Annotated in this window: 13 protein-coding genes; 4 read left to right on the forward strand and 9 right to left on the reverse strand. The window is 41.2% G+C overall.

Annotated elements, in window-relative coordinates; translation table 11 throughout:
• Positions 1-80: 80 nt before the first annotated feature.
• The 3 genes from ACMHKH_RS13895 to ACMHKH_RS13905 all read right to left on the reverse strand — a co-directional run bounded on the left by ACMHKH_RS13895 (position 81) and on the right by ACMHKH_RS13905 (position 2,751).
• On the reverse strand, positions 81-632 hold the full coding sequence (locus tag ACMHKH_RS13895; protein ID WP_413521224.1) for a hypothetical protein: 552 nt from the start codon (positions 630-632) through the stop codon (positions 81-83).
• A gap of 285 nt (positions 633-917) precedes the next feature.
• Positions 918-1,865 carry a CDP-diacylglycerol--serine O-phosphatidyltransferase gene (pssA, locus tag ACMHKH_RS13900; RefSeq protein ID WP_413521225.1) on the reverse strand — a complete coding sequence of 316 codons (948 nt, stop codon included), beginning with the start codon at positions 1,863-1,865 and terminating at the stop codon, positions 918-920.
• Between the two features lie 10 nt (positions 1,866-1,875).
• A complete protein-coding gene (locus ACMHKH_RS13905; protein ID WP_413521226.1) occupies positions 1,876-2,751 on the reverse strand; it encodes a 23S rRNA (adenine(2030)-N(6))-methyltransferase RlmJ in 876 nt (291 codons plus the stop codon).
• A gap of 150 nt (positions 2,752-2,901) precedes the next feature.
• Between ACMHKH_RS13905 and ACMHKH_RS13910 the strand changes: the two genes are divergently transcribed.
• From ACMHKH_RS13910 to dapE, 3 genes are read left to right on the forward strand one after another with little or no spacing between them, the layout of a single operon-like run.
• Positions 2,902-3,660 carry a 2OG-Fe(II) oxygenase gene (locus ACMHKH_RS13910; protein WP_413521227.1) on the forward strand — a complete coding sequence of 253 codons (759 nt, stop codon included), beginning with the start codon at positions 2,902-2,904 and terminating at the stop codon, positions 3,658-3,660.
• Between the two features lie 54 nt (positions 3,661-3,714).
• A complete protein-coding gene (locus ACMHKH_RS13915) occupies positions 3,715-4,197 on the forward strand; it encodes a hypothetical protein (protein WP_413521228.1) in 483 nt (160 codons plus the stop codon).
• A 57-nt stretch (positions 4,198-4,254) separates the two neighbouring features.
• Complete coding sequence (gene dapE / locus ACMHKH_RS13920) at positions 4,255-5,469, forward strand: succinyl-diaminopimelate desuccinylase (protein ID WP_413521229.1); 1,215 nt, start codon at positions 4,255-4,257, stop codon at positions 5,467-5,469.
• A gap of 120 nt (positions 5,470-5,589) precedes the next feature.
• Here dapE and ACMHKH_RS13925 read toward each other — a convergent pair whose 3' ends face one another.
• The 6 genes from ACMHKH_RS13925 to ACMHKH_RS13950 all read right to left on the reverse strand — a co-directional run bounded on the left by ACMHKH_RS13925 (position 5,590) and on the right by ACMHKH_RS13950 (position 10,251).
• Positions 5,590-6,114, reverse strand: coding sequence for a GyrI-like domain-containing protein (locus tag ACMHKH_RS13925; protein WP_413521230.1), 525 nt, complete (start codon positions 6,112-6,114; stop codon positions 5,590-5,592).
• 101 nt (positions 6,115-6,215) lie between these two features.
• On the reverse strand, positions 6,216-6,425 hold the full coding sequence (gene iscX / locus ACMHKH_RS13930; RefSeq protein ID WP_011279849.1) for a Fe-S cluster assembly protein IscX: 210 nt from the start codon (positions 6,423-6,425) through the stop codon (positions 6,216-6,218).
• Positions 6,426-6,523: 98 nt separating this feature from the next.
• The gene (locus tag ACMHKH_RS13935) at positions 6,524-7,078 is read right to left on the reverse strand and encodes an acyl-CoA thioesterase (protein ID WP_413521231.1); all 555 of its coding nucleotides are present in this window, start codon (positions 7,076-7,078) and stop codon (positions 6,524-6,526) included.
• A gap of 169 nt (positions 7,079-7,247) precedes the next feature.
• Entirely contained in the window at positions 7,248-8,645 is a 1,398-nt protein-coding gene (locus ACMHKH_RS13940) for an NAD(P)(+) transhydrogenase (Re/Si-specific) subunit beta (RefSeq protein WP_413521232.1), read from the reverse strand.
• Positions 8,642-8,977: a proton-translocating transhydrogenase family protein gene (locus ACMHKH_RS13945; RefSeq protein ID WP_413521235.1), complete on the reverse strand. Its 336-nt coding sequence runs from the start codon at positions 8,975-8,977 to the stop codon at positions 8,642-8,644. The genes ACMHKH_RS13940 and ACMHKH_RS13945 overlap by 4 nt, the downstream gene beginning before the upstream one ends.
• A gap of 116 nt (positions 8,978-9,093) precedes the next feature.
• Positions 9,094-10,251 carry an NAD(P) transhydrogenase subunit alpha gene (locus tag ACMHKH_RS13950; RefSeq protein WP_413521233.1) on the reverse strand — a complete coding sequence of 386 codons (1,158 nt, stop codon included), beginning with the start codon at positions 10,249-10,251 and terminating at the stop codon, positions 9,094-9,096.
• 485 nt (positions 10,252-10,736) lie between these two features.
• Between ACMHKH_RS13950 and yaaA the strand changes: the two genes are divergently transcribed.
• Positions 10,737-11,540, forward strand: a complete 804-nt coding sequence (yaaA, locus tag ACMHKH_RS13955; protein WP_413521234.1) for a peroxide stress protein YaaA — start codon at positions 10,737-10,739, stop codon at positions 11,538-11,540.
• Positions 11,541-11,777 lie beyond the last annotated feature (237 nt).

The following is an 11,777-nucleotide window of genomic DNA, read 5'->3' on the forward strand; positions in this document are numbered from 1 at the left end:
AAGAGGGGGTCAAGGGGGTTTAGAGAATAAATCTATAATTCTTTAATAGCCTTTAATCTGCCTATAAATATATGACTTCTTTAAGGGCAAAGATTCTTACTCCATTTCCCTGCTTTATTACCGCGAACACATTGATATTGTACCCCGTACTGCACCCACTGCCAATTTAAATCAGATGGCTTACCTTTTAAGACAAAGCTAATACGATAACGTTCTGCGCTAACACTATCATCCATTAGACCAGAGCGGGTAATAACAACAACCGCTGTCTTAGGCTGTGATTTTGATGGATAGTAAAAAGCTTGTGCCAAATCATAGTCAGCATCTACTTCATTAATACTACTATTGATGATTTTGAGCTTTTCAAGTCCACAAGCAATCAGTCCTTTTTTAATAGAACACGGCGCTGATGCAGAAGTAACAGCAGCGCCGTTCATATTTAAATGATAAAAATTAGCAGGATTAGCAGCTTCAGTGCGAGATATGGGACTGACTGAGTTGCTAGTAGCGGCATGTGAAGATAGTGAAACGAATGACAACGAAAGTAAAGCACTTGCCATTAACCCTTTTAGCAGATGAGGTGAGGTATTTGTGACAAGTAATAGACGATTAAAACTAGGTAAGTTCAGCATAATAACCTCGACTTTATTATTAAATGGTATTGTAGAAAGGCTAATCTCATGATCTTTATATAGATTCTATACAATAACATATTATGAGTCTTTAATATTGCATCCAATCAACGGTTATTTATGCTGTTTTGCCATTATCTTTTTGATTATTAATATAACGTATATTAGAACCATATTTCATTCTCCAATATACCCATTCTGATACATAAAAAAACCGCCTATTATAAATAAGCGGTTTTTATTTGCAGGTTTTAAGCTAACATTTACTACCAAACAGCTATAGTGTTAGCTACTGGCTTTTGCTTTTAAGGTTGTGACAATACCTGACAAAGCATAAATAATACCAATCGCTAAGATGCCAACAGGGATATCGTATAACACGATACTCATGATCAGCACACCAACGATAAGCACCACAAAAGGGACTTTTTTCTTATCAAACTCTTTAAAGCTATAGTATTTGACGTTACTAACCATTAGCAGACCGCAAATAACGACCCAAGCGGCAAATAAAGTCATCACTAATGAGTCATATTGCCCTATCCACTGATTATGATCGATAGCGACCATCACTGCTGCCGTTACTAAGATTGCAGCAAGCGGACTGGCTAAACCGACAAAGTACTTCTTATCGACTGTACCAACCTGAACGTTAAAGCGTGCCAAACGAAATGCCCCGCAAGCGGTAAAGACAAACGCACAACCAAGTCCAATGCGACCTAATGGCTCTAGAGCAAAACTGTAAATGAGAATGGCAGGCGCAACACCAAAGGCTAGCATATCAGCAAGCGAATCATACTGTTCGCCAAATGGACTTTGCGCATTTAACATACGCGCTACCCTGCCATCAGCACCATCTAAAATGGCTGATAAGAAAATCGCTAGCGATGCTTGATAAAACTTACCATCAGTACTGGCTAAAACTGAATAAAAACCAGATAGCAGCGATAAAGTAGTAATCAGATTAGGAGCTAAATAAACACCGCGACTGACTACCCGTTTACCTTCAGCGACTTCTGCTTCAATCACCTCAAACGTCAGCCCATCATAGTTTTCATTATCCGCCAAGCGAATATCGAAATCATGCTCATCAACAAAAGGCGGTTGAGTGGCGGCACTATCTTGTAATAAAGGCTCTTTGACCAAACTGTCATTCATCACTTTGTCAGTGACCAGACTGCCCTTTGCAAGACTGTTTTTTTCAAGGCTACTTGATGATTGCTCAGTCGTCATAACAATATCCTTATTCGCCAACCAACCAGCGGACAGTGGTTGCACTATCAGGCGTTAAATCTGGTGCATCTTCAACTTTTAGTATTGGCTGTAAGAAACGCAGTATCTCACGCGCATGGTTATCAAACTGCCATGGCGGATTGATGACAAGTAACCCTGTGCCATTTAGACCGACAGGAATATCTTTAGGATAGATATTTAGCTCACAGACCAATTGACGTCTCATCTCAGTACGCTTGAGTTTTTTATAAAATAGCTCAACTGCTTCGATGTTTTTGATCGGGAACCATAACGCATAAGTACCTTGTGGCCACTTGTTGTAAGAGTGCACCAACAAATCAATTAGACGCGTAAAGTCTTTATGCTCTTGCTCGTAAGGAGGATCTAAAAATATCAAGCCACGCTTTTCTTTTGGCGGAATGACGGCAGCGATGCCTTCAAAAGCATTGCGATGATGAATACCTATAGGCAATTTATGCAGCTGATAATTTAAAGCATCATATTCGCTAGCTTTGGCTTCAAACGCTTCGCCGCGCACGCCAGCCTCTGGATTTTTTTCAATATGATGGGCAATCCACCAAGGCGAACCCGGATAGACTTTTTTGTCATAGGTAAAACGGGCTTGCTTAATGCCTTCCATATAATCTTTGATAGCAGTCGGTGCTTTTTCGACATCGGCTTTTACCAAAGCTTGAATACCACCTTTGGCTTCACCGGTCTTGCGCGCCTCTTCACTACCGAGCGAATACAGTCCACGACCGCCATAAGCGTCAAGCACATAAAAAGGTTTGTTTTTTTGCCCCATTTGGTTCAGCAGTTGTACCAATAGAATGTGTTTAACAACATCGGCAAAGTTACCAGCATGATAGGCGTGTTTATAATTCATAAGTTCAAAAGTTTAAATAAGAAAAATTGCATCTATGGTAGCATAGGATGGCTAAAAGATAACGATGGTTTTGGTAAAAAGGCGTAGATTGGCAGTGTAAAGCTATAGATTGGTAGTGTATTGACAAATGATGGACAATAGCGAGACAAAATGACGAAGATTATTAGCAATCTTGATGTGACTCAGTTGGCAATTGACAATCCAATAGGCAAGGACAATCCGCCTTCATTGTTTCCACCTAACCATATCCTTGACAGCAATCAGCCGCTGCTGACCCAACATCTATTACAATTCTCTGATTTTGAGGTCAATTGGCGAAACAAGCTAACTGACAAGCAACTTGATAAGCTCGTCAATGATGGTTGGCTGATTATTGATAATGTTTTTGAGCAAAAAGCCTTATTAGCCCTACAAGCGGAGAGTGGCTTTATTGACTATCGTGATGCCCAGCTTACGGCGGGTATTCGTATCAGTGATATTCGCGGTGATAAAATACGCTGGATTACCAAGGATTTTTTTGCAGGGTTTTACTATCTGCAAAGTATCAATGCGCTTGCTGCTTTATTCAATCAAAGTCTGTTCGTTGGTATTCGTCATAGCGAGGCGCATTACGCCTGTTATCCCGTTGGTTTCGGTTATCAGTGGCATAGTGACAATCCAGTTGGTCGTGATGAACGCGTCATCTCAGCGGTGTTTTATCTTAATGATGATTGGACAGCGAATGACGGAGGCGCCTTAGAAATCGTTGAGAAACATGGCGTCCATCATAATGTGATGCCTGTTGCCAATAGATTGGTGATATTTGATAGTGACTTACAACATCAAGTGCAAATCGCCCATCGTCAGCGCTACTCTATCGCTACATGGTTAAGACGAGATGACGCTATGGTATTAGTGGCTCTACTATAAATATAAATTTACTATCCGCTATTACTTAAACTTTGTTAATTAAGGACAATGACAATGTATAACATTTCAGTTAAAAAATTTGTCCTACTTGGTTTATTTCCTATACTTGTAGGCTGCGAGACACTCAATCATCAAACCCTCACCGAACAATACAATAAGCCTTTTTTTACCTATTATTTGCCAACGTCCACTCCTGAAAAACCTATGATGATTAATCCAACTGCTATTACTACTGAGTTTAAGTATGAGAATGAGTGTTTGCTTGCATTTGATGGAAACAGATGGATGACGCCTGTATTTCCGGAAGGGCATGTAAGCTTTGATCCTAATAATAAAACTTTAAAGGTGTTGGGGACAAATTATAAAATGGGTGATGTCATTTTCGCTAGTGGCTATATTGGTACCTATGTCAGTGAAAAAACTAAAACTTATAGTAATATCCCAGACCAAAAGTGTATTACAGAATATTTAGCAAAATTTTATGGGGATTATGAAAAGATCTATTTGGATAGAAAGCAGTATTCTTTTAGCAATTAGAATTAAATAAGCCTGTTTTCATAGCAAAAAATATCAATTAACTTACCTAGGACAGTTATGTGTTCAGCAAATAATAGTGAAAGCCATCAACAACAAACCTTGGACTTAAGTATCGCCCTACTTGAACGTCCTTCACTCACCCCGGATGATGATGGCTGTCAAGATATCTTGTCAGAGCGGCTGACACGATCAGGCTTTGACTGCGAGTTTATGTATTACGGTGATAGACAGGCAAAAGGCGAACACGCTGAGGTTAAAAACTTATGGGCGCGCCGTGGTACGGAAGATCCCGTTATTTGCTTTGCAGGTCATACCGATGTCGTACCAACCGGTGATGAAAATAATTGGACCTATCCGCCATTTACCCCAACCATTGCAGACGGTTATCTCTGGGCGCGCGGTGCCGCTGATATGAAAACGGGAATTGCCGCTTTTACGGTGGCAGCGGAACGATTTGTCGCTAATTATCCTGAACATAATGGCTCAATAGCATTTTTGATTACCTCAGATGAAGAAGGCCCTTCTATCAATGGTACGATCAAAGTCATAGAAACCTTGGAAGCACGACAAGAAAAAATTACGTATTGCTTAGTGGGTGAACCATCTAGTACCGATACCCTAGGCGATATTATTAAGAATGGTCGTCGGGGCTCGCTCGGCGCAGTACTTACTGTCACTGGTAAACAAGGTCACGTCGCCTACCCGCACCTTGCCGCAAACCCTATTCATGCGGCTATGTCAGCGCTAGCGGAATTAACGGCTGCTACATGGGACAATGGCAATGACTACTTCCCTGCAACTTCATTGCAAATATCTAATATCAATAGTGGCACGGGCGCGACGAACGTCATTCCTGAAACCTTAGAGGCTGTATTTAATTTCCGCTTTTCAACGGAAACCACTGAAAATGAGCTAAAAACTCAAACTCATGCGATATTTGACAAGCACTTCAAAGACAGCCAAGTCAAAGATGGCAAAGTCAGTTATGATATTCATTGGAAATTATCTGGTCAGCCGTTTCTGACCCCAGAAGGGAAACTGGTATCTGCTTGCCAACGCGCAATTAAATCAATAACAGGTACGGAAACGACATTATCAACTTCTGGCGGCACATCAGATGGGCGCTTTATTGCGCCAACCGGCGCACAAGTGGTTGAGCTTGGTGTGCGTAACGCAACGATACATCAGGTTGATGAAAAAGTAGAAATAGATGATTTAGGACGTTTGGCACAGATTTATGAAAGCATTTTAGAAAATTTATTATTGGATTAATCGCCAGTAAAAGCAAAAAAAGCGCCATCTGATTCAGATTTGGCGCTTTTTTAGTGTATACACTGAATGACTTAATACAAACTATATTTTATGAGTTCAGCTTTTATAACATTCGCTCTTTTACTCAATACCAATATACAGTTCGAGTTGACCATATTCTAATTTACCCTCGACATAACGCTCAAAGTCGACATTATACGTTCGAGTATGCTCACAGCTTGGATCGTTGAAATACTCCCAAGCTTTTTCCCACGCATTCATAACAGTATTCGGCATATTACCGTATTCAGAAAATACCATGTATTTTCCTGCAGGGATGCTAACCGTCACTAGGTTGCTGGCATTTTTACTCTTAGTAGCTTTGATAGTATTAGGCGTATCGTCATTTTCTGACTGTTCTTGCTGACTTGCTACCTTCCAACTAGCAACCACATCAAAAGCGCCTACATCATCACTCTCATAGTTATGATAGATACCATAGATATCCTGACCCTTTTCAAGTTGGCTCACGTGATTCTTGTAAAAACTTTGCCATAACTTGCCTAACTTTGCCGTTTCATGGCTGATTTCAGCAGTGTTGGTAGTGCGTACACTGATGCCTGTGCAAGTTTGTACGTCGGTTAGCTCTTGGATTGGTGCAGTCATGAGGCGGTTTGTCCTGTTTTCATTTGAAGTTATGTTTATGATTCAATCTATGTTTATTATTGAGGCTATGCTTGTTACTAACAAATAGTAAGAAGGTCAATCTAGTCAGCTTCATCAATCCAGTTCATCTGAATCGCTTCTAAAATACCTTCATTGGAGCGCTGTGGATCATCATCAAAGCCTTCAAGCTCAGTTACCCAGCGATGTAAATCTGTAAAGCGGATGTACTGCGGATCAGTCTCTGGAAATTTTTCATAAAGCTCGATGGCAATATCTAAACTGTCTGTCCATTTTAACTTCTGCGGGGTCATAGTAGCGCCTTATTTTTCAATTATTTTGATAAAATAGCATTATAGAATATATAAGCGCTATCCTAGCAAAATTCATTATAGGATCATAGGCAAGTTGGTTACGCAGCCTTTGTTGACTTAATCGACTCAGTAGATTTAATCGCTACTTGATGCTGATTCCATGAATCAATCACATCTGTTAGCTGCTCACCAATCATATCCAGTACCTCAGTTGCACACTTACCTTGTTTATTGGTTAAGACAAACTTGGTCATACCTACTGCCATCAGCTGATTTTTGACAAAAAATTGATGGTCAAAGTAGACGTATTTTTTATCCCAACCGACTACCCTACTACTGACCGTCATTTTATCTAGAAACTTAATTTGCTTAAGGTAGACCATCTCCTGCATAGCGATAATCCAGCCGAGATTTTTGATGCCTTTTTGATGACAGCATGCCATCAACCAGTTGGTAATGTTTAACTCTATAAAGGATAAGTAGCGGTAATTGGGCAAGTGGTCACGAAACCCCATGTCGGGCGGTAATACTCGATAATGACGCACAACTGGTACTGTCAATGTCTCGACACTCAAGTGTTTACTAATCGATTGCTGCTTAAGTTGCTGTTTTAATAAGCTGACCATAATAAAAAAACGTATCAACATGTTCATAGCTGACTCTCTTACTTATTATTTGTTCTAAATTTATGGGATATAAAGATTGGATATAAATAATAACTGAATATAAAAGCGGCACACCTTAACGCAAAAAAGCCACCGCAGTGACTTTTTTATTTGAACGCTTCTATTTAAAAATTATGTTGAAAACCAATTTTAAAGATTAATGAGCGCCATTAATACTACGAACCATCTCTTCAACCATCTTCTTGGCATCACCAAAGATCATCATAGTTTTATCCATATAGAACAAGCTATTATCAAGACCTGCATAACCGGTACTCATTGAGCGTTTGATAACCATCACCGTTTGGGCTTTGGTAACCTCTAGAATCGGCATCCCAAAGATTGGCGACGATGGATCATCTTTCGCAGAAGGATTTACCACGTCATTAGCACCGATTACCAACACCACGTCGGTACTAGCAAAGTCGGAGTTAATCTCATCCATCTCTAAAATATCATCGTAAGGCACATCCGCTTCCGCCAATAGCACGTTCATGTGCCCTGGCATACGACCAGCAACGGGATGAATGGCAAAGCGCACATTGACACCTTCTTCTTTTAACAACTCATACAACTCTTTGACCGCGTTTTGTGCACGACCTTGCGCCATTCCGTAGCCTGGGACAATCACCACACTGCTGGCATTTGCCATTAAGAAACCTGCATCTTCTGCAGAACCCGCTTTGTAATTTTTCGGCGCGCCATCATCTGATCCTGCTGCGACTGCTGACGTACCCATACCACCAAATAGCACATTAAGTAATGAGCGGTTCATGGCTTTACACATGATGTAAGATAAAATGGCACCTGATGAACCGACGAGCGACCCTGCGATAATGAGCATCGAGTTGCCAAGGGTAAAACCAATACCTGCTGCCGCCCAACCTGAGAATGAGTTCAGTAGAGACACAACCACTGGCATATCACCGCCACCGATTGGGGCAATCCACATCCAACCAAATATCACCGCAATCACTGCCATGGCATAAAAGGCTGGTAATGAGTCGGTGACGAAATACACGCCACCAAAAGCAATCATTGCAATAAATAATAGTGCTTGTACCGGTTTGACCCACCTACCAACCAAGGTTTTCGCCCAGCTTTTCGCTGCCAACTTACCAAAGGCAAAGACAGACGCTGAGAAAGTAATCGCACCGATAAAACAACCGATAAACAATTCAACACGGGCAACCGTGCCATGCTGTTGTTCAGTATGTAGCACTGTTGCCAATGCAATGGCGACTGCTGCCAAACCAACAAATGAATGCATTAAAGCGACTGTTTCTGGCATTTGAGTCATGGCGACCGTTTTTGCCTTCCACATCCCGACGATAGCACCCAACACCATCGCACCGATAATCAACCACAGCACAGGACCTTCGGCTAAGAAAAATGTCGTGACCACAGCAATCGCCATCGCCACCATACCCAAGCGATTACCACGAATGGCCGTTTTTGGACTCGATAAACCACGTAAGGTCAAAACAAAGAGAATAGCACCGACGAGATAAAACCAGTCAGCATTAACAGCAATCATATTGGCAAACTCATTCATGCGTCACCTCCAATAGTGGGTGCTACGACTGCTTTTTTCGCTTTTGGCTTAAACATCGACAGCATACGCTCAGTCACTGCAAAACCACCAAAGATATTAATACTGGCTAAAAACACCGCAAAAGCCCCAAGCAAACTAGTCGGCGTAAATACCGAACCGTCAATGGTAACGGTCTGTAGCATCGCACCGACGATGACAATACTGGATAAGGCATTGGTTACTGCCATTAGTGGCGTATGTAATGCTGGGGTCACGCCCCAAACGACGTAATATCCGACAAAAATAGCGAGTACGAATACAGTAAAAATCGCTACAAATGGGGTGCTACTCATGGCCGCTCCCGCTGGTGCCGCCGCTAAAATAGTGGCAATCATCTAATCCTCCTAAAAATTGTTTCGTGTCTGGCGAATGTACGATAATGAAATCATTGAGATCTGATGTTTAAAACTTAGCGTTTAGCAAGACGTACTTGGTGGTCATGTGTCACTGCTAGTGCGCCTTGAATCTCATCATTCATGTCTAAACTGAGTGCCAGTGTTTTTACGGCAGCGTCATCTGTAGTGGTAGGAGTAATTAAGGTGGTGATAAAATTAACGAGGTTATTAGCATACAAATCTGAAGACTGCGCCGCCAACTGCGATGGAATATTTGCCGCGCCAACGATACGTACGCCGTTGGCGGTGGTGATGGTTTCATCAGGCACACTGCCTTCAACGTTACCGCCGGTACCAGCAGCCATGTCAATCAGAACTGAACCTGCCTTCATTTTAGCAATAGTCGCTTGATGTATCAGACGCGGGGCGTTACGACCAGGGATTTGCGCGGTGGTGATGACAATGTCAGCTGCGCTTACAGCTTTATCCACTACCGCGGCTTGATCTTTGACATATTGCTCAGAGGGTGTCCACGCATAGCCGCCTGTGGATTTAGCTGTTTCAGCTTCTTCTGCGCTCATCGGTACATCAAGCCACTTACCACCTAATGACTCTACTTGCTCACGAGCGGTCGGACGTAAGTCACTGGCTTCAACGACGGCGCCTAAACGCTTAGCCGTCGCAATCGCTTGCAAGCCCGCAACACCAACGCCTAAGATAACGACTTTGGCAGGCTTAACCGTACCGGCTGAGGTCATAAACATCGGAAACGGACGCGAGTATTCATTGGCCGCGAGCAATACGGCTTTGTAACCAGCAAGGTTGGCTTGCGATGACAAGACGTCCATATTCTGCGCACGTGACAAGGTACGTGGCAAAAGCTCCATGGCAAAGGCGGTAGCACCTTTTGCGGCATAAGTATCTAGTTGAGTATTGCGATAGGGATCAAGCATGCCGATGACGATTTGACTAGACGTTAAACTAGCAGTCGTTGACGTCGGCAAGTCGTTGACGGTGGTAATGATTTGAGACTGGCTGACGACGTCAATGCTACTGTTGGCAATGTCAGCTCCAGCCGCTTGATACAATTCATCAGCATAATACGCGGCTTGACCCGCACCTGACTGAATGACAACTTCAAACCCAAGTTTGCGTAACTTTTTTACTGCGTCTGGGGTTAATGCGACCCGACTCTCGCTTGCGCTATCTGCACTAATCACACCGATTTTCATACCGTCTCCTTACCTCTAATGACTACTTTTAATACCCTTAACGCACATTTAAAAAGCACAGGGGACAAAATAACCTTTAGTCAGCCTTGATTTAACAATTAAGACCAAAGATTATCAATTTAATAAATGATAGTTGCTTTACCATCATGCCGTTTTATTATAGATATATCGTATGCTAACTTTCATCGTCTAATGATGACCCACAAGTAAATAAAAAGTTTGGCTTTTATACCATCGTCATAACTTTTATTGTTATATTAAAAGCTTTTACTTTTTAGGGATCGCTTAAAATATATAAGATATTAGAATATATAGCCATAATTAAAGGAATGTATTGGGTCTTCAATCATAAAATATTTTTATCATAATGCTTAAAAATACAAAACCATTGTCATCAAGTCAAGTTAAACTTATGGATGACGTATAATAAGCAAACTGGACACTATATCGTGATAGTTATTGATTCATTATAATAAGGAATAATCATGTATTTTTTACTCTCTCCCGCCAAATCTCTAAATGAGACAGACGCTATCCCTGTGAATCTTGGCAATTACTATAGCCAACCTGAGCTAATCGAACATTCACAAGTATTAATGGAAATACTGAAATCGAAAGAGCCAATTGATTTACAGGAGATGATGAGTATCTCTGATGATTTGGCGCAGTTAAATGCTAAACGTAATCAAGACTGGGCTTGGAATGCTAATGACCATTTTACGGATGATAATGCCAAGCCTGCTGGTTATTTGTTCGATGGTGATGTTTATACTGGTCTTGATATGTATGCTATGGATAAAGATACCGCTATTTATATCAATGAACGTCTAGGTATCTTGTCCGGTCTTTATGGCGTGCTAAAGCCACTGGATTTTATTCAGCCGTATCGACTTGAGATGGGAACTAAGCTTAAAAATGAGCGCGGTAATAACTTGTATGAGTTTTGGGGCGAGGAAGTGACCAACATTATCAATTCGCGCATGGCAGATAGTAATGAGAAAGTATTGATTAATTTAGCCTCTAACGAATACTTTAAGTCTGTTAAGAAAAAAGCGCTAAACGCAGACATTATTACGCCACGATTTGAAGATGAAAAGAATGGTCAATATAAAGTCATTAGCTTTTATGCAAAAAAAGCACGTGGCCTGATGGTGAAATATGCTGCTGATAATAAACTGACCAATGCGGAGCAGCTAAAGAAATTTAATTTATCAGGTTATTATTATGTCGATGATGCTTCTAATGGTAAGACGTGGACGTTTAGACGGGATAGCGCTGACCAACAATAGATGCCTCCTACTTATTTTCGGAAACCCCTAATCCTAAAAAGCCAGTCTAAGTGAACTTAGGCTGGCTTTTTAAAGTCGAGTAATACTGTTGTATCTTCATAGAAGCAGCTTCATGCGATGTATTGTCTAAAAAAAATTAACTATATGAATTACTTTTTACGCTTCTACCTCTTTAATTTCAATAGTAGTTCTTTCTGCGCTGAATACATTTTTTTATAAACTTCACTTTATCTTAAT

Origin of the sequence: Psychrobacter glacincola, from assembly GCF_965118485.1 — a bacterium.
Classification (GTDB): domain Bacteria; phylum Pseudomonadota; class Gammaproteobacteria; order Pseudomonadales; family Moraxellaceae; genus Psychrobacter; species Psychrobacter glacincola_D.

Excerpts from the sequence above, each read along its gene's own strand:
- ACMHKH_RS13895 (WP_413521224.1), bottom strand. The coding sequence starts at position 632 with ATGCTGAACTTACCTAGTTTTAATCGTCTATTACTTGTCACAAATACC.
- pssA (WP_413521225.1), bottom strand. The coding sequence starts at position 1,865 with ATGACGACTGAGCAATCATCAAGTAGCCTTGAAAAAAACAGTCTTGCA.
- ACMHKH_RS13905 (WP_413521226.1), bottom strand. The coding sequence starts at position 2,751 with ATGAATTATAAACACGCCTATCATGCTGGTAACTTTGCCGATGTTGTT.
- ACMHKH_RS13910 (WP_413521227.1), top strand. The coding sequence starts at position 2,902 with ATGACGAAGATTATTAGCAATCTTGATGTGACTCAGTTGGCAATTGAC.
- ACMHKH_RS13915 (WP_413521228.1), top strand. The coding sequence starts at position 3,715 with ATGTATAACATTTCAGTTAAAAAATTTGTCCTACTTGGTTTATTTCCT.
- dapE (WP_413521229.1), top strand. The coding sequence starts at position 4,255 with ATGTGTTCAGCAAATAATAGTGAAAGCCATCAACAACAAACCTTGGAC.
- ACMHKH_RS13925 (WP_413521230.1), bottom strand. The coding sequence starts at position 6,114 with ATGACTGCACCAATCCAAGAGCTAACCGACGTACAAACTTGCACAGGC.
- iscX (WP_011279849.1), bottom strand. The coding sequence starts at position 6,425 with ATGACCCCGCAGAAGTTAAAATGGACAGACAGTTTAGATATTGCCATC.
- ACMHKH_RS13935 (WP_413521231.1), bottom strand. The coding sequence starts at position 7,078 with ATGAACATGTTGATACGTTTTTTTATTATGGTCAGCTTATTAAAACAG.
- ACMHKH_RS13940 (WP_413521232.1), bottom strand. The coding sequence starts at position 8,645 with ATGAATGAGTTTGCCAATATGATTGCTGTTAATGCTGACTGGTTTTAT.
- ACMHKH_RS13945 (WP_413521235.1), bottom strand. The coding sequence starts at position 8,977 with ATGAGTAGCACCCCATTTGTAGCGATTTTTACTGTATTCGTACTCGCT.
- ACMHKH_RS13950 (WP_413521233.1), bottom strand. The coding sequence starts at position 10,251 with ATGAAAATCGGTGTGATTAGTGCAGATAGCGCAAGCGAGAGTCGGGTC.
- yaaA (WP_413521234.1), top strand. The coding sequence starts at position 10,737 with ATGTATTTTTTACTCTCTCCCGCCAAATCTCTAAATGAGACAGACGCT.